The 25,542-nt window shown below is 58.6% G+C and carries 19 protein-coding genes; 8 read left to right on the top strand and 11 right to left on the bottom strand.

Annotation, left to right across the window (positions count from 1 at the left end; genetic code table 11):
• The first annotated feature begins 17 nt into the window (after positions 1–17).
• From GOX73_RS17155 to GOX73_RS17145, 3 genes are all read left to right on the top strand, one after another.
• Positions 18–1,430, top strand: a complete 1,413-nt coding sequence (locus GOX73_RS17155; protein WP_171126993.1) for an FAD-binding oxidoreductase — start codon at positions 18–20, stop codon at positions 1,428–1,430.
• A 94-nt stretch (positions 1,431–1,524) separates the two neighbouring features.
• Positions 1,525–2,847 (top strand): hypothetical protein, encoded by a 1,323-nt coding sequence (locus GOX73_RS17150; RefSeq protein ID WP_171126994.1) that lies wholly within the window; start codon positions 1,525–1,527, stop codon positions 2,845–2,847.
• Between the two features lie 141 nt (positions 2,848–2,988).
• The gene (locus GOX73_RS17145) at positions 2,989–5,496 is read left to right on the top strand and encodes an FAD-dependent oxidoreductase (protein WP_171126995.1); all 2,508 of its coding nucleotides are present in this window, start codon (positions 2,989–2,991) and stop codon (positions 5,494–5,496) included.
• 283 nt (positions 5,497–5,779) lie between these two features.
• On the opposite strand, the gene GOX73_RS17140 is transcribed toward GOX73_RS17145, so the two are convergent.
• The 3 genes from GOX73_RS17140 to GOX73_RS17130 all read right to left on the bottom strand — a co-directional run bounded on the left by GOX73_RS17140 (position 5,780) and on the right by GOX73_RS17130 (position 7,906).
• Positions 5,780–6,115 (bottom strand): carboxymuconolactone decarboxylase family protein, encoded by a 336-nt coding sequence (locus GOX73_RS17140; RefSeq protein ID WP_171126996.1) that lies wholly within the window; start codon positions 6,113–6,115, stop codon positions 5,780–5,782.
• Between the two features lie 67 nt (positions 6,116–6,182).
• Entirely contained in the window at positions 6,183–6,836 is a 654-nt protein-coding gene (locus GOX73_RS17135; RefSeq protein WP_171126997.1) for a DUF938 domain-containing protein, read from the bottom strand.
• Positions 6,833–7,906 (bottom strand): FAD-binding oxidoreductase, encoded by a 1,074-nt coding sequence (locus GOX73_RS17130; RefSeq protein ID WP_171126998.1) that lies wholly within the window; start codon positions 7,904–7,906, stop codon positions 6,833–6,835. The genes GOX73_RS17135 and GOX73_RS17130 overlap by 4 nt, the downstream gene beginning before the upstream one ends.
• Before the next feature lie 143 nt (positions 7,907–8,049).
• Here GOX73_RS17130 and GOX73_RS17125 point away from each other — a divergent pair, with 143 nt between their 5' ends.
• Together GOX73_RS17125 and GOX73_RS17120 are read left to right on the top strand one after the other, a co-directional pair.
• Entirely contained in the window at positions 8,050–8,412 is a 363-nt protein-coding gene (locus tag GOX73_RS17125; RefSeq protein WP_171127034.1) for a hypothetical protein, read from the top strand.
• A gap of 3 nt (positions 8,413–8,415) precedes the next feature.
• The gene (locus tag GOX73_RS17120) at positions 8,416–9,648 is read left to right on the top strand and encodes an HlyD family secretion protein (protein WP_171126999.1); all 1,233 of its coding nucleotides are present in this window, start codon (positions 8,416–8,418) and stop codon (positions 9,646–9,648) included.
• Between the two features lie 27 nt (positions 9,649–9,675).
• Here the strand turns inward: GOX73_RS17120 and GOX73_RS17115 are convergent, their stop codons facing one another.
• The 8 genes from GOX73_RS17115 to xdhA all read right to left on the bottom strand — a co-directional run bounded on the left by GOX73_RS17115 (position 9,676) and on the right by xdhA (position 20,941).
• Positions 9,676–11,430, bottom strand: a complete 1,755-nt coding sequence (locus GOX73_RS17115) for an adenylate/guanylate cyclase domain-containing protein (protein ID WP_171127000.1) — start codon at positions 11,428–11,430, stop codon at positions 9,676–9,678.
• A gap of 118 nt (positions 11,431–11,548) precedes the next feature.
• Entirely contained in the window at positions 11,549–12,622 is a 1,074-nt protein-coding gene (locus GOX73_RS17110; protein ID WP_171120145.1) for a BMP family ABC transporter substrate-binding protein, read from the bottom strand.
• A 32-nt stretch (positions 12,623–12,654) separates the two neighbouring features.
• Positions 12,655–13,575 carry an ABC transporter permease gene (locus GOX73_RS17105; RefSeq protein WP_170384942.1) on the bottom strand — a complete coding sequence of 307 codons (921 nt, stop codon included), beginning with the start codon at positions 13,573–13,575 and terminating at the stop codon, positions 12,655–12,657.
• Complete coding sequence (locus tag GOX73_RS17100; RefSeq protein WP_171120147.1) at positions 13,575–14,657, bottom strand: ABC transporter permease; 1,083 nt, start codon at positions 14,655–14,657, stop codon at positions 13,575–13,577. The genes GOX73_RS17105 and GOX73_RS17100 overlap by 1 nt, the downstream gene beginning before the upstream one ends.
• Before the next feature lie 38 nt (positions 14,658–14,695).
• Complete coding sequence (locus tag GOX73_RS17095) at positions 14,696–16,213, bottom strand: ABC transporter ATP-binding protein (RefSeq protein ID WP_171127001.1); 1,518 nt, start codon at positions 16,211–16,213, stop codon at positions 14,696–14,698.
• The gene (gene xdhC / locus GOX73_RS17090) at positions 16,210–17,145 is read right to left on the bottom strand and encodes a xanthine dehydrogenase accessory protein XdhC (protein ID WP_171127002.1); all 936 of its coding nucleotides are present in this window, start codon (positions 17,143–17,145) and stop codon (positions 16,210–16,212) included. The genes GOX73_RS17095 and xdhC overlap by 4 nt, the downstream gene beginning before the upstream one ends.
• Positions 17,145–19,547 (bottom strand): xanthine dehydrogenase molybdopterin binding subunit, encoded by a 2,403-nt coding sequence (gene xdhB / locus GOX73_RS17085; protein ID WP_171127003.1) that lies wholly within the window; start codon positions 19,545–19,547, stop codon positions 17,145–17,147. The genes xdhC and xdhB overlap by 1 nt, the downstream gene beginning before the upstream one ends.
• Positions 19,544–20,941 (bottom strand): xanthine dehydrogenase small subunit, encoded by a 1,398-nt coding sequence (xdhA, locus tag GOX73_RS17080; RefSeq protein WP_171127004.1) that lies wholly within the window; start codon positions 20,939–20,941, stop codon positions 19,544–19,546. The genes xdhB and xdhA overlap by 4 nt, the downstream gene beginning before the upstream one ends.
• Before the next feature lie 344 nt (positions 20,942–21,285).
• Here xdhA and dnaE point away from each other — a divergent pair, with 344 nt between their 5' ends.
• From dnaE to GOX73_RS17065, 3 genes are all read left to right on the top strand, one after another.
• Positions 21,286–24,813 (top strand): DNA polymerase III subunit alpha, encoded by a 3,528-nt coding sequence (gene dnaE / locus GOX73_RS17075; protein WP_171135016.1) that lies wholly within the window; start codon positions 21,286–21,288, stop codon positions 24,811–24,813.
• 90 nt (positions 24,814–24,903) lie between these two features.
• Positions 24,904–25,119: a glycine zipper 2TM domain-containing protein gene (locus tag GOX73_RS17070; RefSeq protein WP_171120159.1), complete on the top strand. Its 216-nt coding sequence runs from the start codon at positions 24,904–24,906 to the stop codon at positions 25,117–25,119.
• A 51-nt stretch (positions 25,120–25,170) separates the two neighbouring features.
• Positions 25,171–25,539: a hypothetical protein gene (locus GOX73_RS17065; RefSeq protein ID WP_171127006.1), complete on the top strand. Its 369-nt coding sequence runs from the start codon at positions 25,171–25,173 to the stop codon at positions 25,537–25,539.
• The last annotated feature ends 3 nt before the right edge of the window (positions 25,540–25,542 follow it).

Genomic DNA, 25,542 nt, shown 5'->3' with positions numbered 1-25,542 from the left:
TTTAAGAGGGGAACACCATGGCGCAAGCAGTTGCATTGCCGCGGAACGAGGCTGGCATTCAGACGGTCGTTGGCCTTCTGAAGTTTACCTTCGGGGATCGTCTACAAACAGGGCAGGCGATCCGCGAACAGCATGGGCATACTACGACGTGGATTGAAACCCAGTCCCCAGACGCCGTGGTGTTCCCGCATTCGACCGAAGAAGTGTCTGAGATCGTCAGACTTTGCGCCGAACACAAGGTCCCAGTGATCGCCTTTGGCACGGGGACCTCGCTTGAGGGGCATGTGAACGCGCCCGCCGGTGGGATTTCGGTCGACCTGACCCAGATGAACAAGGTGCTGAAAGTCAACGCCAGCGATCTGGATTGTGTCGTGCAGCCCGGCGTAACGCGCGAAGACCTGAACACATTCCTTCGTGATCAGGGGCTGTTCTTTCCCATCGACCCCGGTGCGAATGCCTCGTTGGGGGGGATGGCTGCCACCCGGGCGTCGGGGACCAACGCGGTACGCTATGGGACCATGAAAGACAACATCCTCAGCCTCGAAGCTGTCATGCCCGACGGTCAGATTATTCGTACCGGTCACAGGGCCAAGAAGTCCTCTGCTGGGTATGACCTGACGCGGTTGCTGATCGGTGCTGAGGGAACGCTTGGTATCATTACAGAGATCACGTTGCGTCTTCAGGGTATCCCCGAGGCGATCACCTCGGCGCGGTGTTCCTTCCCAACGGTTGATGCGGCCTGCCAAGCTGTAATGATGACGATCCAGTACGGCGTGCCGGTCGCCCGGATCGAGTTACTGGACGAAATGTCAGTGAAGGCTGCGAATGCCTATTCCAACCTGACCCTGCCGGAAACGCCATTGCTGCTGCTCGAATTTCACGGATCGGAAAGCGGTGCAGTTGAGCAGGCCGAAACCTTTGGTCAGATCGCCGAGGAATTCGGGGGTACAGATTTTGCGGCAACGTCAACGACGGAAGAGCGGAACAAGCTGTGGCAAGCCCGGCACGACATGTATTGGGCGTGTCTGCAACTGCGCCCTGGTGCACGCGGAATCTCGACTGACGTATGCGTACCGATCTCACATCTGGCAGAGTGTGTGACGGCAACGCAGAACCGTGCGAGTGAACTGGGGCTGATGGCCCCTATGGTTGGGCATGTGGGTGATGGAAACTTCCATACGTTGTTGCTGATTGACATGGACAACCCTGACGAAGTGACCAACGCCGAAGGATTTGTGGGCTGGCTCAACGATCTTGCCATCTCGATGGAGGGGACATGTACCGGTGAACACGGAATCGGACAGGGCAAGCGCCCGTATCTTTTGAAAGAACTGGGGCCAGCCGTTGCTTATATGGGCGCCATCAAAAGGGCGTTGGACCCCGATAACATTATGAATCCAGGAAAGATTTTTCCCTCATCGAATTATTGATAACGTTGCGGAAGCGTCGCGCCTAGGACACAAGGATGCCCAAATTCGCCTGTATCAGTTACCGCAACGAGCAGTAATTTTTTCAGGTATTCAAATGGGCGTATTACGGATTGTCGGATTTGCGTTGGTCGTTGTTTTGGTCATTGCCGGGCTCGACTACTATCAGCAGGACAAGAAACGCGCGGATACGTTGTCGGCCAGCGGCTATATCGACACGATCAAAGAGCGATTCGCACTGTTTAACGAAGAGCTTGATGCCGAGCAGATTGAACGCGACCGTAAGCAGCGTTGGCGCGCCGGAAGCGAACCCTATGCCCCGAAATCGGGCGAAGACTGGGTGCGCCGCGCAATTGTGGATCGCGACTATACCCGTGATGCCCGCGAAGGTGTACTTCAAAACGGTATTAGCGAGGCCGCCCGCCCGCTGGCCAAGCAGGTGGCGGTGCGGAAGGTGCAGCAACTGGCTGAAAAGCTGGATCGCACCAGTTGGGTCTATGAAAACGGCACGCATACAATCTGGCTTCAGGTCTCACTGAAAGAGGACGCGCGGTCCAACACCCTGACAGGCAATATCGTGCGATCGGTTGACACGCTGGGCCAAAGCGGTGCCGATTATGCCCCATTCGCAATTGTCGGTGGCGTGGCCTACTTTCAATTCAAGCAGAACAAATACAGCGTGATCACCGTGAATGACCGATCCTTCTGGTCGATGGTCACGGCGGGTATCACGGATCTGGATGCTCCGGTCGAGTTTGACATCTACAAGGGCACGCTTGGCCTTGGTCAGGAGGTCCGGATGCAACTCTATTCCAACGCACCCCCGCATGAGGTTAGAAAGTTTCTGGCGAAGCTGGACTATGACGGTATGAATGCGTTGCTTCGCAAGCCGGTACCCGGTGTCAGCAACGACAGGACCACGAACCCCGAAACCGAGGATGAGCTGGCCATCGAAATGGCAGGCCTTCGTGGTGAGTTCATGAAGCTGCGGGCTGAACTGGCGCGGCTTCGACTTGACAACATCAACGGGCTTTCGCTTGTCGCGAACACCCTGGCTGCGCAATACGGGTTGCCGGGCGATACGTTCGACTTGACCGCAAACAAGATCAAATCAGCGGATGATCTGATCCAAGTTGGTTATCGCACCGGCCTTACCTCTCTTCTGGATGGTGAGGTTCAAAAAGCCGACGCGGAAGGCGGAAACATGTTCGGCCGTCTGTTTGCGTCATTCAAAGGTGGCGATAACCCGCAAGAGGCAAGCAGCAAGGGCGGTGGCTTTCTGGATGGGCTGAAATCCATGTTCCAAAATAGCGAAACCGCGCAGGCGCCCGAGGTCCGCGTCAACAAGGGTGGCGCGGGTCTAGTCAGCAAGTGCGCCACCAAGGACGCCTTCAAGACCTGCACGCTGACTGGCGGCTAAGAGATCGAAACCAGACGCGGAAAAACGACCCCCAGCAATCCGGGGGTCGTTTTTTTTATATCACTGGTCGGATGAATGTCGCGCCGAGCCCCTCAAATGCGCCATATGGTGTCAACTTAATTCAAGGGGAGACGCCCGGTTATGAAAACCCAAGTCAAAGCACTGGTCGTAGGCGGTGGCGCCGTTGGGACCTCGATCGCTTATCATCTGGCCAAAGCGGGCTGGGATGACGTGATGCTGATTGAACGGGACGAGCTGACATCGGGCTCGACCTGGCACGCGGCGGGGCTTCTGCCGCTGTTCAACATGTCTTATGCGACGACTCACATCCACAAGTATTCGGTCGATTTCTACAAGCAGCTTGAAGCAGAAACCGGCCTGAACGCGGGCTTCGCCGTGGTCGGCAACCTGCGCATGGCACAAACGCAAGAGCGTATGGACGAATACATGCTCTATGCCTCAACCGCCGAGACCTGTGACGTCGCATACGAGTGGCTGACACCCGAGCAGATCAAGGAACGCTGGCCGCTGATCGAAACTTCGGACCTGAAAGGTGCGATTTATCATACCGAGGACGGCTACATTAACCCTGCCGACGTAACGCAGGCCATGGCCAAGGGTGCCCGTCAGCGCGGTGTGGACATTGTCCGCAAGATACAGGCCGATGCCTTCCACTGGAACGGCACCCATTGGGAAGTCACCTGCACCAAAATGGTGGAAAAGGGTGGCAATCTGGTCGAGAGCGACGAGCAGGTGGTGATCACCGCTGAACACGTCGTGACCGCTTCGGGCAACCACGCACAGCGTACCGCCAAGATGCTGGGCATCAAGATGCCCGCGATCCCGGTTGAACACACCTTTATCGTCATGGACAAAGACCCTGAGTTGGTCAATTGGCGCGAAGCAGGCAACCCGGAACATCCCGTTGTGCGCGACGCCGACAATGAATCTTATGCCCGTGAAGAGCGTGGTGGCTGGATTCTTGGCATCTACGAGCACGGCGCCCCTGCGCGCTTTGAACACGGTGTGCCGGACAGCTTCCGTGCGGACCTTTTCCCGCTGGATCTGGACCGGATCGCGGATCAATACATGGCGATGGCCGAACGCGTTCCGTCCTGCGCCGAATCCGGCCTGAAAGACGATTTCAACGGTCCGATCTGCTATACCCCCGACGGCAACCCCCTGGTTGGTCCGGCTCCGGGCCTGCGTAACATGTGGCTGGCCGAAGGATTCTCGTTCGGTATCACGGCTGCAGGCGGCACCGGATACTATCTGGCACAGATGATGGTCGATGGCGAAGCCGAGATCGACATGGCCTCGCTGGACCCCAAACGCTACAGCAGCAACTGGATGACCACCGAGTTCGCCGCGCGCAAGAACGAAGAGTGCTATGAGCATGTCTACATCCTGCACCACCCGGATGAAGAGCGTGAAGCCTGCCGTCCTCTGCGCACCGTCCCGGCCTATGACCGCCAGAAAGCGCGCGGCGCTCAGTTCGGTTGGGTTAACGGTTGGGAACGTCCGAACTACTATGGCCCGCTGGATGCGGCAGACAATTTCGACAAAGAAAGCCGCAGCTTCCGCCGCGGTGGCTGGTGGCAGTACGCTGTCGAAGAAGCCAAGGCGATCCGCGAAGGCGTTGGCCTGATCGACGCGTCGGCCTTCACCAAGCATGTCGTCAAAGGTCCCGGTGCCACCCAGTTCCTGGATTGGTTCACCTGCAACAAGCTGCCCAAGGTCGGACGTATCAATCTGACCTATGCGCTGACTTCGCACGGCACCACCCGTACCGAATACACCATCGTCCGCAACGGCGAGAACAGCTACTATATCGTCTCTGCCGGTGCCTGGACCGAGTATGACGCAGACTATCTGCGCAAAGCGGCCGAGGACAAGATGGAGGAGTTCGGCTACATCGAGATCCAGGACGTGACCACTCAGTGGGGCGTCTTCGCCATCGCAGGGCCCAAGTCGCGTGATGTTCTGAAAGAGGTCATCAAGGACGCCGACCCGGAAACCGCGCTGTCCAACAAGCGCTTCCCGTGGCTGTCGGCCCGTCAGATCGAATTGGGCATGTGCCCCGTGAACGCAATCCGCGTGGCCTATACCGGCGAACTGGGTTGGGAATTGCACCACCCGATCGAGATGCAGAACTACCTGTTCGATCTGCTGGAAAAGGCGGGTGAGAAACACGGTATGAAGTTGGTCGGCGCCCGGGCCCAGAACTGGCTGCGTCAGGAAAAATCCTATCGCGCCTTCGGCACTGAACTTGGTCGCGATGCGACCCCGCTTGAGGCTGACTTGCCGCGCTTTGTCGACCTATCCAAGGAATTCTACGGTAAGGCCAAGCTGGAAGAGACCGGCGTACGTGTGAAATGCTGCACCCTGCTGATCGACGGGCCGGAAGATGCTGACCCGTGGGGCCGCGAGGCGCTATATACGCCGGAAGGTGAGCGTGTGGGTCGCCTGACCTCGGGCGGCTATTCCGTGGCCTTCGAGAAATCCATCGGGATGGGTTATGTGACGCCCGGATTGGCGGTTGAAGGCACCAAACTGAAGGTCAAAATTCAGGATAAGCTGTGGGATGCGGTTGTCACCTGTGACAGCCCCTACGATCCGAAAAACGAGACCATCCGTAAGGACGGTTGATCCCGTACGATGTTGTTGGCAGCGCCCAAGAAATGCGCCGCCTGCAGCGGCCCATGCCTCCGGCGGAAGTATTTCTAAACAGAAGAAGCGGGGGCTGGAAAATGATCCAGCCCCCCTGCTTTTGGCAAGGGGGGCCTTCTCCTGTTACGGCCATCGGCGCTTCCGCCTGTACCGCAAGAGATTTTGTGGCCTCAATATGTTAAGAAACCGTTTCTTCTTCTGTTCAAAAATACTTCCGCCGGAGGCAAGCCTGCGTATGCCGGCTTTTTGCGGGTAAAGGCGTTCAGACCGACAATTCGTCAAAACACTCCAGAGCTTTGGCTGCATACATCATCGACGGTCCTCCGCCCATTTGGATGGCCATAGCAAGTACGCCCGAAACCTCTTCTCGGGACGCGCCTGACTTGGCCAAGGCTTCGGTATGCAATGTGATGCAAGGTTCGCAGCGGATAGCGATTGACATACCTAGCGCAATGAATTCCTTAGTCTTGTAGTCAAGCGTTCCGCCTTTTTTGACCGTTTCTCCCAAGGACCCAAACGCGCGTGCTGTTTCGGGGATTGCGGTGTTGAGAGTGCGTAGTCCCTTGCGGGTGTCCGTTAGCTTTTCCTGCCAAGTCATGTCTATCCTCATTCACATATGGTAAGTGGAATGTGAATGAGAATACGTGTTCGAACTTTGATCTTGATCAGGTCTGGGGTTTTTCGGCGACGAAGGCGAGGTTGTTTGCTGGCATGTCGATCAACCCAATAACATTCAGTCCCTGTGCGCAAATTTCCGCCGCGATGTCCTCGTCATTCTTGTAGCCGATTTCGCCGTCTTGCTGCACCAACGCGTCATGGAAACGTTGATCCCCGTCACTGGTGAGAGTCCCCGATCGCATGAACGGCCCATAGAGGACAAAGCGCCCTTCTGGTGACAGGGCAAGTGCGGCCTCTGAGATCAGCGTTTGGGTCTCTCGCCAACTGATCAAGTGGGTCAGGTTGATCAACACGATCAGGTCCTGCCCGGCGAAGTGTTGGTGCCACCCGTCAGACGTCGCGTCCAGTGCAGCGGCGTCCGTGGTATTGGGCAGATCTCGGCAATACGCGTTAATGCTGGCGCGCCGCTCTGGATCGACTTCTGTTGGTTGCCAGTGAAGCTGTGGTAGGCGCTGTGCGAAGGCGCTGACATGCTGTCCGGTGCCGCTGGCTATTTCCAACGCCCGACCTTGGGTGGGTGCCCACCGCACCAAGAGATCGCACAGCACGTCTGAATTACGGGACGCAGCGGGTGCAACTAGCCGTCCATCTTCGCCTTCGGTGGCAACACTGGCATTTGAAGGCAGGTTTCGTTTCCTCATTGGCATAACCTTTCCGGTTTCAGAGCCCGAACACTGGCGTCATCCAATTCGGGCATGTGGCCGGTCGCAAGATCGGCCACCAGCTTCGATGCGGCTGGGGCAGTCTGGAACCCATACCCTCCCTGACCAGCGGACCAGATAAATGTTGGATCTACGGGATCAGGGCCAAGAACCAGCGTGCCGTCAGGCGCAAAGCTGCGCAAACCAGCCCAGTTGGCCTCGACCCGAGTGACAGGTTCGGTAACCATCTCTTCATATCTGGCCAGACCTTCGGCCAGAACCATGTCGTCAGCATACGCATCGTGTGGAGGGACCGGATCAGCCTCGGACGGTGAGACAATCAGTTTCCCGGCATCGGGTTTCGCATACCAGGCCTCCTGTACGCCCAGAAGCATCGGCCATTCGCGCAGGTTGTGACCGGCCGGGGCCGGCAATCGTGCCATCGACCGACGGCGGGGTGAAATGCCGATTGGGGCAATACCAGCCATGATTGCAATTTCATCGACCCACGGGCCTGCTGCATTCACAATATTTCGGGAATCGTAAGTCTGCCCGGCGCTGACAATCCAGTGCCTGTCTTTGTGTATGGCTGTGACCTTGTTTCTGGTCAGGACCTTTCCGCCATTGCTTCGGATGACGCGGGCCAAGTCCTGCAAGAGCCTGTCGGTATCGATATCAAACGCACCGTCGCTGATCGCGGTAAACCCCACTGAATCAGGGTTCAGGATTGGAACGCGGTCACGGGCTTCTGCAACGGGCAAATCCTGCATGTTCAAATCGACCACATCGCGGGCGAATACGTCTTGCTGGTTTTTTCCTCCGATCAGCATCAGGCCCCTCGGCGTGAGGTATCCACCATTTTCTGAGGCCAGAAACTCTGCACTTGCCTTGTTCAGCGCAACGACCGAGTCAGGACCGTAGCTTTCTTCAAACAACGCCGCTGACCGACCTGAGGCGTGATATCCAAGGGCGTCTTCCGCCTCGAGCACGATGACCTTACCGTGAAGTGACAGCCGCGCGCCTGTGCTGAGACCCGCTATTCCGCCGCCGATGATCAGGAAATCAAGCATTTAACCCCTTTGCGATGCGCATGGCGCTTTGTTTGCGAAAGTGTCCGCGAACTTTAAGCAGGGTTGAATTTGCGCATCAACCCATCCAAACAAGGATCAACCAATTAGAGGAGGGCAGGGTGAGTACCGCAGACCTACACCCAATGGCCACGGGGCATATTCCGTCCTATGTGACACAGGCGGATGGCAGTGACTTTCTTTTGACGTTTATGTTTTTTTTCACGGTTGGGGTCATCATCCTGATTGGTGTGGGCTATTTCACCCTGCACTCGATCCCTGAAAAGATTGCGCATGAATCCAACCACCCTCAGTTTCAGCTAGTGGGCATTCTGGCGCTGCTGGCGCTGTTCACTCATAATGGGCTGTTCTGGGTTGCCGCTATTCTGGTGGCCGGGTTCCAGTTCCCTGACGTTGCAGCACCGCTTAGGGCGATTGCCGATGCGATCCGATCTTTGGGCAAGCCCGAGGCCCAACCTTCCGAGCCGCCCGTGCAGCAGGAGCCGTAAGTCATGCTTGAGACTTTGATGTGCGCGCTGATTACGGTGCTGCCTGACTATTTGTTCCGCCGCTATGTGCAGGGCAAGCGGATCGGTCATGAGATCACGCTGTTCACCATGTGGTATGAGCTGCGCTGGGGCCTGACCACCTGTGCCATTCTGGCGCTGACCGTGATCACCACGCTGTTCTACTTTCACCCGGCCAGCAAAACAGCGGCCTCGTATTTCCGGACGGTGACGATCCTGCCGCAGTTGGGCGGTCGCGTATCCGAGGTTTATGTGACGAATAACCAGCAGGTTGTCGCAGGTCAGCCGATCTTTCGGATCGAGGACTTCACCCAAACCGCCATGGTCGAGGCCGCCCGGGCAGAAATTGCGCAGGTGCAGGCGTCCTTGAAAGTGGCCGAGACTGATCTGGCCGAAGCTGAGGCGGGAATCGCTGGCGCCAAGGCTGCGCTGGATCAGTCGCTGGAGGACCTTGAGCGCAACACCACCCTGCGGGACGAAGGCTCCAGTGCGGTGCGCTTGGCCGAGATTGACCGGCTGGAAAACCTTGTGGCCGAGCGTGAGGCACAATTGGTTGCTGCCCAAGCGCGGCGTGCGGCTGTGGGGCAGCAGATCGAAGAGCTGATCCCGGCGCAAATGGCCAGTGCCACTGCGCAACTGGACGCCGCAATGACCGAGCTGGAAAAGACCGTGATCAACGCGGGCGTCACTGGCCGGGTGGAGCAGTTTGGCTTGCAGGTCGGCGACTACGTCAGTCCGCTATTGCGGCCAGCGGGTATCCTTGTTCCCTCGCAGTCGGGCCATAACCGATTTCAGGCGGCGTTCAACCAAATGTCAGCGCAGGTCATCAAGCCCGGCATGATCGGAGAGCTGGGTTGCATGACCAAACCTTTCACCGTGATCCCCATGGTGGTGGTTCAAGTGCAAGACGTGATCCCTTCGGGCCAAATTCGGCCCACCGACGAATTGCGAGATGTTCAGACAAATACAGTCCCGGGATCTGTTCTGGTTTACATGGAGCCGCTCTACAAAGGCACGGCCGATGACATCTCACCGGGCAGTAATTGCCTTGCGAATGTCTATACCGACAATCACGAACGGCTAGAGCACGAAGAGTTGGACTTTTGGCAATCAGCCGCCCTGCATGTGATCGACACGATCGGAGTGGTCCACGCCGCAGGCCTGCGCCTGCGCTTGATCCTGATGCCGGTGAATACGCTGGTGCTGACGGGGCACTGATTTCAACTTAGTCTGGCCGGGTACACGTTATCCGGCCAGACCGTTGCGGTGCAGCCCCGCAAAAACCTTTTCGTTACGGGCGTCGTCGTAGGGCCGCCAGTCCCGCATCCGGTCGACATAACCCTCGGACAAGCCTTCGCAGGCGGCCAGAGCTTCTTGCGCTTCACCCACGCGGTCCAAGGCGGCAAGGCAGATGGCGCGGCGATACAGCATGTTGGGATCGTTGGGGCGCACATTGACGGCGCGATCTGCCCAGTCCAACGCTTCGATATTTTCACCCGCAACCAGATACATTCGGGCAATTGCCCAGAAATAGAATCCGCGGTCAGGTTCCCGCGGAGACAAGGCCAGAGCCTTGCGTATTTCCTCGACTGCCTGTGGGCCGATACTGGGATCGGCAAGTTCGGACCGGTTGAAATAGGCCAGTTTAGCGCGTGTGAAAAAGGGGTTAAGGCGGATCGCGTATTCCAATTCCTTGAGGCTTAACGCTTTTTCTCCCTGCCAGACATAGGCTGTCGACATCACATAATGCGCAAACGGAGATTTATTTGCTAGCTCCAGCCCCTTTTGCGCAGCGGCCATCCCCTTGTCCAAAACATCCTTTGAGCGTTCGGACGCACCAAACCCATATTCCTTAAGATAGGCCCATCCCAACCCAGCCCAGGCCTCACCATAATCTTCATCCAGTGCCACAGCGGACTGAAACTCAATCTGTGCCGCTTGCAAATCTTCCAGCCCAGGCTTTCTAAGTCCCGACATCCCCCGCAGGTACCTTTCCCATGCCCCCAGATGGTCGGGGCGTTTGCGGCGAATGCGGTCGATCTCGCCCTCGACCAGCTCGGTGTCCAATGCGGTAACGACACGCAGGGTGATGTCGTCCTGAATCTCAAACACATCTTCGAACGGCCGGTCGTATTTCTCGGACCAGAGGGCAAGCCCGGTCGATCCCTCGATATATTCCACCGTCACCCGTACCCGTGGACCCGACCGGCGCAATGTTCCGGTCACAAGGTATTGCGCCCCCAGGACCCTCGCAGCGTCTTCGACACTCAGTTCTGGGTTCAGGGACAGGCTGGACGCGCCCGAAACAACCGGCACTCGACCCATCTGTTGCAGCCCCGAGATGATGTCTTCAGCCAGCCCTTCGGCAAAAAAGGCATGTCCGGGATCGGGGGAGTGATTCTGGAAAGGTAATACCGCAAGGGTCGGCGGCCCGGTTCGGATCGCAGGTTGGGACGGCACGGGCGATATCCCTTCGGCCTGCCAGCGAAACACGGTCAGAGGGCGCGAGATGTTCTTGAGTTGATGTTGACCATCATGTGTCAGGTTTTTTGTCTTACCCTGCGGCAGCGCATCGACAAATGCCTGCGAGGCGGCCAGTCCCCCGGCGTGGCAAAGCCCTTCCAACCGGGCGGCAATATTGACGCCGTCACCCAGAATGTCCTGATCGTCAACGAACACATCCCCAAGATGTGCCCCAATGCGCAGCAGAATGCGCGCGTCCGGTGGCTGCTGCCGGGCCTGGGCTGCGGCCTCGGCCTGAATGCGCATCGCAGCGGTTAGCGCCGCTTCAGGCTCCGGGATTTCGGCCAGAAAGCCGTCGCCCATCGTTTTGACCAATCGCCCCTGATTTTGATCCAACGCGGGCGAAATGATCGCGTTCCGCAGTTCGCGTACAGCGCGCAGGGTTCCGACCTCATCGGTTTCTGTCAGATGGGCGTAGCCCAACACATCCATGGCCAGAATGGCGGCACGTCTTTTGCCGTCTAGAAAATCCTCCATCGGCGATCCCTCGCAAGCCGTGCCTTGGGCTATCTTACGCGGTTTGCGCCGTGAATGCATGACAAGAAAAAAGCCCGCCAAACGAGGCGGGCTTTGTCTCACACTATATACGCGTGGCTTACTGCGGAATTTCGCCCTCCAGCCCTTCGACGTAGAAGTTCATGCCAGCCAGTGTGCCGTCATCGGCGGTTTCGCCGTCCGCCAGCCAGTCGCTGCCGTCCTGCTTTTTGATCGGGCCGGTGAAGGGGTGGTATTCACCAGCAGCCATTGCGGCTTTCAAAGCCAGTGCTTCCTCTTTGACGTCAGCAGGCACCGCGTCGGAGATCTCGCCGATTGCGACCATGCCTTCGCGGATACCATCCCAGGTGTTCGCGCTTTCCCAGGTTCCGTCCATCACGGCCTTGGTCCGGGCGATATAGTAGGGGGCCCAGTCATCAATGATCGAGGATACGCGCGGGAAGGGGGCGTATTCGCTCATGTCAGACGCCTGACCAAAGGTCACAACATTGCCCGCCTCTTGCGCGGCGGCTTGCGGCGCGGTCGAGTCGGTGTGCTGCAGGATCACGTCTGCGCCCTGTTCGATCAGAACGGTGGCGGCGTCAGCTTCTTTTGCCGGGTCGAACCAGGTGTAGGCCCAGACAATCTTGAACTCGACATCCGGGTTCACGGCCTTGGCGTGGAGATAGGCCGAGTTGATGCCGCGGATCACTTCAGGGATCGGGTACGAGCCGATATACCCGATGATGTTCGACTTGGTCATTTTGCCCGCGATGTGACCCTGTACGGCGCGGCCTTCGTAGAAGCGGGCGGAGTAGACCGAGACGTTGGGCGCGGTTTTATAGCCGGTCGCGTGCTCGAACTTCACGTCGGGGAATTTCTTGGCAACGTTGATCGTCGGGTCCATGTAGCCGAACGAAGTGGTAAAGATCAGGTCCGCGCCTTCCAGCGCCATCTGTGTCATTACGCGTTCCGCATCCGGGCCTTCGGGGACGGATTCAACGAAGACGGTTTCAACCTTGTCACCGAATTCCTCTTCAACGGCCAGACGGCCCTTGTTGTGCTCATACGTCCAGCCGCCGTCGCCTACGGGGCCGACATAGACAAAGCCGACCTTGGTTTTGTCTTCGGCCATGGCGCCTGTCGCCAGACCCAGCGCCATTGCCGCGCTTGTCAGAAGTGAAGTGAATTTCATGTAGTTACTCCCCAAGTTGGTTCAGTTGGCCTCTAGTGCGAGGCATGGAAGGTCCGGCCCAGTGAGGCAGGTGCGCTGCTCTTGTCGGCCGAAAGGATCACAAGCACAAGGATCGTGATGATATAGGGCGACATTGCCAGATACTCGACAGGAATGGCAACGCCTGCTGCCTGCAAATTAAGCTGCAACACGGTGATACCGCCGAACAAATAGGCACCCAGCAAAGCGCGCCACGGTTTCCAACTGGCGAAGACCACCAGCGCAAGGGCGATCCAGCCGACACCGGCCGTCATGCCCTCGGTCCATTGCGGCACGCGAATAAGGCTGATGTAAGCGCCACCCAGACCCGCGCAGGCGCCGCCGAACAGGATCGCCATGATACGGATCTTGATGACCTTGTAGCCAAGCGCATGCGCCGCGTCATGGTTTTCACCGACCGCGCGCAGGATCAGGCCGACGCGGGTGTATTTCAGCGTGGCCCAAACCGCCGCAGTCAGAGCAATTCCGACGTAAAGGATCGGGTCGTGCTGGAACAGGATCGGGCCGATAACCGGGATATCGCTGATCAGCGGGATGTGAATATCCCCCATGCTGGGCGGTTTGATCCCCACATAGCTTTGACCCAGAAGGGCGCTGAAACCCAATCCAAACAAGGTGAGCGCAAGGCCACTGGCAACCTGGTTGGCCAACGCAACCTGCGTCAGCAGCACAAACAACAGGGACAGTACCGCGCCGCCGATCGCCGCAGCGATAAAGCCCAGCCAGGGTGATCCGGTCTCGACCGAGATTGCAAAACCGCTGATTGCGCCGACGATCATCATGCCCTCGACACCGAGGTTTAGAACACCTGCTTTTTCGACGACCAGCTCTCCGATCGCGGCCAAAAGCAGGGGGGTTGCGGCCACCATCAAAGAGGCGACCAAGAGGACGGGGTTGATTTCACCAAGGTCCATTACGCTACCTCGCTACGGGCCGCACGGATGCGGTAGTTGGTCAAAAGATCGAAGGCCAGCAGGAAGAACAGAAGCATCCCCTGGAACACCTGAATGGCGGCGGCAGGCAGGCCAAGCTGGGACTGCGCGATTTCACCACCGATATAGGTCAGCGCCATCAGGCCACCGGCCAGCAGGATACCCACCGGGTGCAGACGACCGAGAAAGGCCACAATGATCGCGGTGAAGCCATAGCCGACGTTGAAGTCGATGCTGACCACGCCTGAAGGTCCCGAAACCTCGAACATTCCGGCCAGTCCTGCCAATGCGCCGGAAACGCCCAAGCAAAACAGGATCAGGCGGGCCGGGTTCACGCCTGCGAATTTCGCAGCGCGCGGTGCCTCACCCGTCAGGCGGATGTGAAAGCCCAGCATGTGACGGTTGAGCAGGACATAGGCAAAGATCACGGCGATCAGCGCTGTCACCACACCCCAGTGCATCCCGGACCCGGCGATCAGTTCCGCGTTATGCGCACTGTCATAGGCTTGCAGGTTACGAGATCCGGGAAAGCCGAACCCTTCGGGGTTTTTCAGCAGACCCAGCGAAACCGAGGCCAGCATCTGTTCGGCCACATAGACCAGCATCAGCGAAACAAGGATTTCATTGGTGCCAAAGCGGACCTTCAGAAAGGCAGGGATCATTGCCCAGAGCCAGCCACCGAACGCACCGGCAATCACCATGATCGGAAAGATGTAGAAGGCGTCCAGCGGATAAAAGGCCAGGCCTGCACCTGCGCCAAAGATGGCGCCCATGATGTATTGCCCCTCGGCGCCGATATTCCAGATACCGGCCCGAAAGCCCAGCGACAGGCCAATGGCGATCAGCACCAGCGGCGCACCTTTCACCAGAAGTTGCGGGCGGTAGTAAAAGGCGAACTCACCAAACAGCGGTTCCCAGAAAATGGTACCGATGGCTTCGACCGGGTTTTTGCCCAAAATGGCGAACAGGATGCCGCCGAAAAGCATGGTCGCCACTACCGCGACCAGAGGGGTGGCATAAGACCACGCCTTGGACGGCTGAGGCCGTTTCTCCAACACAATCATCTACTCACACCCCCGTTTTCATCTTTTTCTGTAATACTTTAGACATGGGCTACCTCCATGCCGTGTGCGCCACCCATCATCAGGCCGATTTCGTCTACCGTCAGCCCAGTGGTCGGGCGGGGTGCGCTTAGTCGTCCTTCGTTCAAGGCCGCGAAACTGTCTGAGATTTCCATCAGTTCATCCAGATCCTGACTGATGCAGATGACCGCTGTGCCCTTGGCCGCCAGGTCCAGAATGGCCTGCCGGATCGAGGCCGCCGCCGCCGCGTCCACACCCCAAGTGGGTTGGTTCACGACCAGAACGTCCGGGTTTTGCAGAACTTCGCGTCCGATCACGAATTTCTGCAGGTTCCCGCCCGATAGCGATCGCGCGGCGTTCTCTGGCCCCGGCGTGCGTACGTCGAACGCCTCGATGATCTTTTCCGCAAAGTTCTTGGTGTTGGCCCACTTCAGGAACCCATTGCTTTCCAGTCCTTCGCGGACAGAACCCGTCAGCAGGGCGTTTTCCGTCAGGCTCATGTCCGGTGCGGCCGCGTGGCCCAGACGTTCTTCGGGCGCGGTCAGCACGCCCAGCTTGCGTCGCGCGGTGGGGCCAAGCTTGCCAATCGGTTGGCCGTTGAACTTGATCGCATCAGCTGTTGTCTGGATTTCACCTGACAAAACGCCCAGTAGTTCGTCCTGACCGTTCCCGGCGACACCACCAATGCCCAGAACCTCGCCCTTGCGGACGGTCATGTGTACATTGCGCAGCGCCGTGCCAAACTCGGAAGGCGAGGGCACCGACAATCCGCTTACATCCAGCGCGACGTCGCCAAATTCTCGGCCACCGCGTTCAGGTGTTTGTAGGGTCGAGCCCACCATCATTTCAGCCATGTCACGGGCCGAGGTTTCAGCCGGAACACATTCGCCGACGTTCTTGCCCAGCCGCAGAATCGTGGCGTGATCGCAGAGCGTGCGGATCTCTTCCAGCTTGTGCGAAATATACAGGATCGAGGTGCCCTCGGACCGCAGTTTGTTCAGGGTCTCAAACAGGATCTCGACCTCTTGCGGGGTCAGAACCGATGTGGGTTCGTCCATGATCAGCAGCTTGGGATCCTGCAACAGACAGCGGATGATCTCGACCCGCTGACGTTCGCCCGCCGACAGATCGCCGACGGTGCGAAACGGGTCCAGAGGCAGGCCGTATGTTTCGGACACTTCGCGGATACGCGAGGCCAGATCGCCCATTGGCGGCGGGTTCTCCATCCCCAGCGCAATGTTTTCGGCCACGTTCAACGCGTCAAACAACGAGAAATGCTGGAATACCATCGCGATCCCGTCAGCCCGCGCCGCACGCGGTTCGGGTGGTGCAAAGGGCTGGCCGCGCAGCAGCATCGTGCCGCTGTCGGGTTTCACCAGCCCATAGATCATTTTCACCAGCGTGGATTTGCCCGCGCCATTCTCGCCCAACAGGGCGTGAACTTCGCCTTCGCCGATGTCAAAAGACACCTGATCATTGGCCACGACGCCGGGATAGGCTTTAGTCAGCCCTTGTAAGCTTAGGAGTGGAGTGGTCACGCGCTCAGGTCCTTCTTCAACTGGTTCTGCCGGGCGGGGCGCAGCAATTGTGCTGCGACACCAACGGCGATCATCTGCGGGTGTTTGCCCAGACCGGGGTCACCGATGGGGCAGGTGATCCGGCTGATCCGTTCGGGCGAGTGCCCAAGGGCGGCCAGCCGCGACCGGAATCGCGCCCACTTCGTAGCCGAGCCGATCAGCCCGGCAAAGCCGAAACCGTGCGTCAGCAAACGGTTGCAAAGTTCCAGGTCCAGATTGTGGGAATAAGTCAGAACCAAATGCTCGGCATCACGCGGTGCATGACGGACAAGTTCGGCGGGTTTTGCGGCGGGTACAGCCGTAACAGATGCCGGGATATCGCCGGGAAACCGTTCCGGGCCGGTATCGACCCATGTGATTGCCAGCTCAGGCAGCGGTGACAGAACATCGACCAATGCGCGCCCGACATGGCCAGCGCCCCAAATCCACAGCTTGCGGGTCGGTTTGTGGACGGGCTCAACCATCCAACCGTCAAGAAGGTGGGGCTGTGGAACTGTTCCTTGTCCGCGTACCTGTGCCATCAACCGTTTGACTGACAAGGGCATTTCGGCGCCGGACGCTGAACGTGCGATGATCGTGTCGTCCAGCGCGTTCACTGCATCAAGGTCATAGACCTCGGTCAACAACGAGACTGCTCCACCGCAGCATTGCCCAAGATCGGGACCAAGCGCGTGCTGCGTCAGACGGGACGGCACAGTTTGAGTGCGCGCCGCTTCTGCTGCTTGATATTCCAGCGTGCCACCGCCGATCGTGCCGGATTGCCCGCCCTGCCAGACCAGCATGGCGGCACCGACTTCGCGCGGGGATGACCCCTTGATCGCAGCGATGACGACCCGGGTGACTTTCCCGTGGGTGTTGACCGCCTCCCTCAAAGCCTCAAGGTCAAATCCCATCAGATGTCTCCCTTCATCCGTTGAATGCCATGCCAGACCTGTTCAGCCGTGGCGGGGGCATCCAGCGCGGGATAGCTGTCTCCGCACGCGGCGACCGCATTCGACAGCGCCAGCCATGCCGAGATACCCAGCATGAATGGTGGCTCACCCACCGCTTTCGAGCGATAGATCGTGTCCTCGCGGTTCTCGCCATTCCAAAGCGCTACGTTGAAAATGTCGGGCCGATCCGAACAGGCCGGGATCTTGTAGGTCGAGGGGGCGTGCGTGCGTAGATTGCCCTTACCGTCCCAGACCAGCTCCTCGGTCGTCAGCCATCCCGCGCCCTGCACGTAGCCGCCTTCGACCTGCCCGATGTCCAACGCCGGGTTCAGCGATGCGCCCGCGTCATGCAGGATATCGGTGCGCAGGATGCGGTTCTCACCGGTCAGAGTGTCCACCGCGACCTCGGTGATCGAGGCCCCATATGCGAAGTAGAAAAACGGGCGCCCACGGCCTGCGATCCTGTCCCATTCGATCTTGGGAGTTTTGTAGAACCCCGTGGCGGACAGGCTGATCCGGCCCTGATAGGCCAGCGCCGCAGCCTCGGCAAAGGTATAGCGTTCTTCGCCAACCGAAACGTGGCCATCCGTGAAGGTGACTGTCGACGGATCGGCCTGATGCCGCTCGGCCAGATAGTCAGCCATCCGGTCACGGATCGTGTCGCAGGCGGCTTTGACGGCCATGCCGTTCAGATCACTGCCCGAGGATGCCGCAGTTGCCGATGTATTCGGCACCTTGGCGGTGTCGGTTGCGGTAATCTTGACCATGTCCAGCGGAATCCCGAACCGTGACGCAGCCACTTGCGCGACCTTCTGGAACAGGCCCTGACCCATCTCGGTGCCGCCGTGGTTCAGATGGACCGAGCCGTCCTGATACACATGCACCAACGCGCCCGCCTGATTGAGGTGGGTCAGCGTGAAGGAAATCCCGAACTTCACTGGAGAAAAGGCGATACCCTTCTTGATCACGCTGTTCTCGGCATTCCATTTTTCTATCGCTGCCTTGCGCGCCGCATAGTCACTGGATTTCAGCAACGCTGCGGTCATGCCGTGCAGCTCAAAATCGCTGACTTCCATGCCGTAAGGCGTGGTGTTACCACCAGCGGGAAGAGGGCGCACAGGCGCGTCCCCCATCTCAACAGCGCCGCGGCTGGTCAGGTCTTCATGCGGGTCGGGATGGCCGAGTGGTTTGTCGGCTAGTTCACCTTCGGCCACCTTGTGCGCGGGTTCGTAGTAGTTCCGGCGTCGCAGTTCCACAGGGTCCAATCCAAGCGCGTGCGAGGCGTGATCCATCACGCGTTCGATCCCGACCATACCCTGAGGGCCGCCGAACCCGCGATAGGCGGTGGCGGATTGGGTGTTTGTTTTCAGTCGGTGGCTTTCAATCCGCGCGTTGGGCAACAGATAGGCGTTGTCGGAATGCAGCATCGCGCGGTCCGCCACGGGCAGGGACAAGTCCTGCGCCCAGCCGCAGATGGCGTGGTGCAGGAACGAAACACCCTGAATATGACCATTCTCATCGAACCCGGCTTTGTAGGAGATGCGGAACGCATGGCGCTTGCCGGTGATGATCATGTCATCATCGCGGTCATAGCGCATCTTGCACGCCTTACCCGTCGCTCGCGCGGCCACGGCGCAGGCGACGGCCAGAGCGTTGCCCTGACTTTCCTTGCCGCCAAAACCGCCACCCATCCGGCGGGTTTCCACGCGAACAGCGTGCATCGGAACGCCCAAAGCGTCGGCTACCTTGTGCTGAATCTCGGTCGGGTGCTGGGTCGAGCTGTGGACCAGCATGTCCGCGCCCTCGTTCGGCACGGCAAGTGCCGCCTGACCTTCCAGATAGAAATGCTCCTGCCCGCCAAGTTCAAACGACCCTTCGATTACATGAGCCGCGTCCGCAATGGCCGCACCCGCGTCGCCCTTGGCGTAAATGCGCGGACCGTCCTCGAACCGGCTGTCGGCGGCCAGTGCATCTTCGATTGTAAGGATCGGAGTTTCCTCGTCATAGTCGATCTTGCCCAGACGCGCGGCCTTTCGCGCGGCCATATGGCTGGTAGCGACGACCAGAAACACCGGCTGACCAACATAGTGAACGGTACCGTCCGACAGCAGCGGTTCATCATGAATTGAAGGTGAGACATCGTTGGCAAAAGGCAGGTCATCAGCCGTCATGACCATGACAACCCCATCAGCCGCTTTTACAGCCGACAGGTCCATGCCTGATATCTTGCCCTTGGCGATCGGGCTGAGGCCAAAGGCCAGGTGCAGGCTGCCCTTGGGTGTGGGGATGTCGTCAACGTACCGCGCAGAGCCAGAAACATGCAGTGGGGCTGCGTCGTGGGGGAGGGGTTTGGTCACGCTCATGCCGACACCTCCAACACGTTGGTCACTTCGCCCTGATCTTCGAGGAAATAGCGCTCGAGCATCGCTTTAGCGGTTTCCAGACGATAAGTGGCCGAGGCGCGCATGTCCGTGAGTGGTTGGTAGTCGTCGGCAAAGGCAGGCAGCGCGGCCTGAATGGTCGCAGCGGTCCATTGTTTACCGATCAATGCGGCCTCGACATGGGTTGCCCGTTTCGGCGTGCCCGCCATTCCGCCAAACGCGATCCGCGCTTGGGTTACGGTGCCCTCTGAAATGGTGATATTGAAACATCCGCAGACGGCCGAGATATCCTGATCGAACCGCTTGCTGAGCTTGTATGCCTTCAAGCGGTCCGCCTGTCGCGGGAAGCTGACGGCCTCAACGAATTCTCCGGGTGCGCGGTCTTGTTTGCCGTAGTCGATGAAGAAGTCTTCCAGCGGCATCGAGCGTCGCTCGTCGCCTTTGCGCAGATGCAAAGTTGCGCCAAGGGCAATCAAGGCAGGCGGGTTGTCCCCGATGGGCGACCCGTTGGCGATGTTGCCGCCCAAGGTCGCGGCGTGGCGGACCTGTACGCTGGCATAACGACGGATCATCTCGGCGTAAGAGGGGTGGAGGTCGCTCAGAGCCGCGCCCATCCGGTTCATGTCGACCATGGCGCCGAAACGAATTTCTTCGTCGGTGATCGTGATCTGTTTCAAGTCTTCGCAGCGGCTAAGGAAAATCACCGGGTCGAGATCACGCAGTTGTTTGGTAACCCAAAGGCCCACATCCGTGGCCCCGGCGACCAACGTCGCATCGGGGTATTGCGCATAAAGCTCTGCCAGTTCGTCGGCGGAGTTGGGGAGGTAGGGGGGCTCTGCCCCCCGGCCTGCGGCCTCCCCCCGAAGTATTTTTGAACAAGAGAAAGTTTGGTCGCCGGTGATCCATTCCGGGACGGGGTGTTGTTCGGCGGCCTCGGCTGCGCGGATGATCGGGGCATAGCCGGTGCAGCGGCAGAGGTTGCCAGCAAGCTGCGTATCGTGGTCGGTTGTGCCATTTGCGTGGCTTGCGACCATCGACATCACAAAACCGGGGGTGCAAAAGCCGCATTGCGATCCGTGCAAGTCGACCATGGCCTGTTGCACCGGGTGGGCGTCACCATTTGGGCTGCTGGCGCCTTCGACAGTGCGTACCGCTTTGCCATGCAGTTGCGGGAGGAACAGGATACAGGAGTTCAGCGCCTTCGCGCCGCCCTCATCCGTGACCATGACGGTGCAGGCCCCGCAATCGCCTTCGTTGCAGCCCTCTTTGGTGCCGGTCAGGCCGCGATCGTCGCGCAGCCAGTCCAGCAAGGTGGCCGCCGGATCAACATCCGACAGCTCCACTGTCTCTCCGTTCAGAAGAAACGTGATATCCATTCGTGAAACCCGTCGCCTTACCCGGTTGCGCCCTTGGGTGCCCTCCTTCGATGCGACGTAGAAAGAGTGGCGGGCGGATAGCTTGCCGTCAGATGTTAGAAACAGCGTGCCTTATCTGGCAAGAAAAACTGCCTGTGATATGTACCATTGACCGTATCTGATGGAGAATCTTTTGGTCTCGATGCCAATTAGTCATTTGTTATTAAACATATTTTTGAAGTGGCAGCGCGGCCATTCCCGAAGCACCTTCTGGAAAAGCCGAATAATAGACGCCGATTTTTTAGGCATTGAAAGGGTGCGGTTCGCGCTTTTGCCGGGCCGCAGGCTGGGATAGCGTAGCGGTCATGAGTAGTACCCCTCGATTCATTCACCTCCGCGTTCACACCGAATATTCCCTGCTGGAAGGCGCTGTGCGGCTGAAAAAGCTGCCGGGTCTGTGTGAAAAGATGGAGATGCCCGCCGTCGCTGTTACTGACACCAACAGCATGTTCTCAGCTTTGGAGTTTTCCGTAACAGCCAGTGGCGCGGGTGTGCAGCCGATCATGGGGTGTCAGGTTGATCTGACATATGTTCAGGTGCAGCCCGGCGAAAAGCCCAAAGCACCCGCGCCACTGGTGTTGTTGGCGCAGTCTGAGGTTGGTTATGAAAACCTGATGAAGCTCAGTTCATGCTTATACGTGGACAAGGGCGGGCAGTTGCCGCAGGTCACGTTGGAGGAATTGGCGGATCGGTCAGATGGCTTGATCTGCCTGTCCGGCGGCCCGGATGGGCCAGTTGGTATGTTGCTGCAACAGGGGCAGCGCCCGGCGGCGGAGGCCTTGGTGGATCGGCTTGCCGGTATGTTCCCGGATCGCCTTTATATTGAATTGCAACGCCATCCTGGTGAGGGTGGACAGCCCGAGGCAGAACGCCTGACCGAGCGTGGTCATGTCGAGATGGCCTATGCCAAGAACTTGCCTTTGGTCGCCACCAATGATGTCTATTTCCCGACATCAGATATGTATGAGGCGCATGATGCGCTGATCTGTATCTCGGAGGGTGCGTATGTCGATCAGCAGGACGGTCGCCGCCGCCTGACAGCGCAGCACTATTTCAAGTCGCAGCAAGAGATGACGACGTTGTTCGCTGATCTGCCCGAGGCGCTTGAAAACACGGTTGAAATAGCGCGACGTTGCGCCTTCATGGCCTATCGCCGCGATCCGATCTTGCCCAAATTTGCCGATGACGAGGTGGCCGAGCTGCGCCGTATCGCCAACGAGGGGTTGCAGAAACGTCTGGCAGTGATCCCGCATGCGGTGACGCCCGAGGAATATCAGGAACGGCTGGATTTCGAACTTGGCATCATTGAAGGGATGGGGTTCCCCGGCTACTTCCTGATCGTTGCGGATTTCATCCAATGGGCCAAGGACCACGACATTCCCGTCGGGCCGGGGCGGGGGTCTGGCGCGGGTTCGTTGGTGGCATATGCACTTACGATTACCGACCTTGATCCGCTGCGCTACAGCTTGCTGTTTGAACGGTTCCTGAACCCCGAGCGGGTCTCGATGCCCGACTTTGATATCGACTTCTGCATGGATCGCCGCGAAGAAGTGATCCGCTATGTTCAGCAGAAATACGGGCGCGACAAGGTGGGGCAGATCATCACCTTTGGTGCGTTGCTGTCCAAGGCTGCCGTGCGCGATATCGGGCGAGTGCTGCAGATGCCTTATGGGCAGGTGGATCGCCTGTCGAAGATGATCCCGGTCGAAGGGGTCAAACCCGTCTCCATCGAAAAGGCGCTGAAAGACGAACCCCGTCTGCGTGAAGAAGCGCGCAACGAGGAAGTCGTGGACCGGCTGCTAACCTATGGCCAACAGGTCGAGGGGCTGCTGCGGAACGCCTCGACTCATGCGGCGGGGGTTGTGATCGGGGATCGGCCTTTGGACGCGCTGGTGCCTCTGTATCAGGATCCGCGCTCGGACATGCCCGCAACCCAGTTCAACATGAAATGGGTTGAACAGGCCGGGCTGGTGAAATTCGATTTTCTGGGTCTGAAAACGCTGACGGTGATCCAGAACGCGATGGACATCATCTTCAAATCCGGGCGACCCCTGCATATCGCCGCCGATGGCACCGAGCTTTACGAACCGGCAGAGGGGGCCGAGAACCAGATCAACGCCATCCCGCTGGATGATGAGGCGACATATAAGCTCTATTCTGCGGCCAAGACAGTGGCGGTGTTCCAGGTGGAATCCTCGGGCATGATGGATGCGCTCAAGCGCATGAAACCCACTTGTATCGAGGATATCGTGGCCCTTGTGGCGCTGTACCGCCCCGGCCCGATGGAGAACATCCCGACCTATTGCGAGGTCAAGAACGGGCAGCGGAAAATCGAATCCGTGCATCCGCTGATTGACCACATCCTTGAGGAAACGCAGGGCATCATCGTTTATCAGGAGCAGGTTATGCAGATCGCTCAGGTCATGGCGGGGTACAGCCTTGGCGGCGCGGACCTGCTGCGCCGCGCGATGGGTAAAAAGATCAAAGAGGCGATGGACGCCGAACGCCCCAAGTTTGAAAAGGGTGCGGGTGAAAACGGCGTGGACGCCAAGAAAGCCTCCGAGGTTTTCGACCTGCTGGAGAAATTCGCCAACTACGGCTTCAACAAGTCCCACGCCGCGGCCTATGCGGTGGTCAGCTATCAGACCGGCTGGCTGAAAGCGAACCACCCGGTCGAGTTCATGGCCGGTGTCATGAACTGCGATATCCACCTGACCGACAAGCTGGCTGTTTATTTTGAAGAAGTCCGCAAGGGGCTGGAACTGCCCTATGTGCCGCCCTGCGTGAACCGGTCCTTGGCGACGTTCGACGTGGTTGAAGGGCATCTGGTCTATGCGTTGGGCGCGCTGAAAAACGTGGGCGTTGAGGCGATGAACCTTGTGGTCGATGGACGTCGCGCCGGAGGAGCGCAGGATGAAACGAGCGATAAGCCTTTCGTGAACCTGTTCGATTTTGCCCGCCGGGTGGATTTGAAAAAGGTCGGTAAACGCCCACTTGAGATGATGGCACGGGCGGGGGCGTTTGATCAGCTCGACAAGAACCGCCGCCGCGTGTTCGAAAGCCTTGAGCAATTGGTGCAGTATTCAGCCGCGATCCATGATCAGAAGAATTCAAACCAGGTGTCCCTGTTCGGCGAGGCCGGGGATGATCTGCCTGAGCCGCGCCTGTCCACGACGCCGGACTGGTTGCCAGCCGAACGTCTGAGCGAAGAATTCAAGGCTATCGGGTTTTACCTGTCGGGCCATCCGTTGGACGACTACATGCCCGCATTGAAGCGTAAACAAGTGATGACGCTGGATGAGGTAACGGAAAAGGCGCGCTCTGGCCCGTTTATTGCGAAAATGGCAGGCGTGGTCGCCGGGCGGCAAGAAAGGAAATCCGCCAAAGGCAATCGGTTCGCCTTTGCGCAATTGTCTGACCCAACGGGCGCGTATGAGGTGACGCTATTCTCAGAAACGCTTGAGAAGTCGCGGGAATATCTGGAAACTGGCGCACAGGTGGTTTTGACCGCCGAAGCCACAATGGAGGCTGATCAGTTGAAGTTGCTGGGTCGGTCAGTCGGCCCGGTAGATACGGTCGTGGCCGATGCAGGTGCGACCGGTCTGCGCATTTTTGTGGACGAAGAACAAGCCCTGCCCACCGTGGCCAAAGTGCTGGAGGATGCGGCGGGTGCTGCCAAAAACGCCGCGCGCGGGCCGATCCAATTGTTGTTGATGGCCCCCGGCCTGCCAGGTGAGGTCGAGATGGAACTGGGACATGATTTTCCGATCAACCCGCAGATCAAGGGGGCAATCAAATCTCTGGACGGTGTCATGTCGGTTGAGGAAATCTGAAAACCCACGGTTCATTGCCAGAAGACGCCCGTCGGGGTAGGCTGGAATTCTGTTGAAATTCATTTGGGTTAAGTCGCGGGAGGACGCCAAATGGGAAATTCCAGGCTGTATTTCAAAATATGGGTGGTCGCGGTTGCAACCTCGCTGGTTCTGATGCCGGCGACACAGGCGCTCGCGGACAAGAAAAAGGAAGAAGACGCGATCAAGGGCGCTTTGATAGGCGCAGGGGTCGGAGCTTTGGTCGGTGACGGCAAAGGTGCGGCGGCTGGCGCGGTTGTCGGGGCCATAATCGGTGCCAACAAGTAGTATCCGGACCTGTCGGACCGAGTGCAAAAGCTAAATTCGAAAGGACTTGATATGCGTTTTCACGTATTCACGCTGGTTTCAGCCGCTGCGTTTTTGGCGGTGCCTATGGCAGCTAAGGCCGACGACGAAGCTGATCAGATGAAGCAGGACGCTTTGCCGTTGATGTATCACACCTGCGCCTCGGTCATTGAAGAGGCGGACGGGAATGACGAATATGTTCTGGATGTCGTCGGCAAGATGACGGCTTTGTCGCTGTATAATCGGCAGATCGACATTGAGGCATATGCGGCGTCCGACGAAGACAAGGCCAAACTACGCGAAACCTTTCTGGCCGCGCTGACCGAAGGATGTGATGGTGACGAGGACGCGCTGTTGGGTGGTGTGGTCGATTCAGCGGTGAAAAAGACCTTGGGATTGTAAGTC

Origin of the sequence: Ruegeria sp. HKCCD7221, from assembly GCF_013031225.1 — a bacterium.
In the GTDB taxonomy this organism is placed as follows: domain Bacteria; phylum Pseudomonadota; class Alphaproteobacteria; order Rhodobacterales; family Rhodobacteraceae; genus Ruegeria.
The sequence above is the reverse complement of the archived record's forward strand: the minus strand, read 5'-3'. Positions and strand labels throughout refer to the sequence as shown.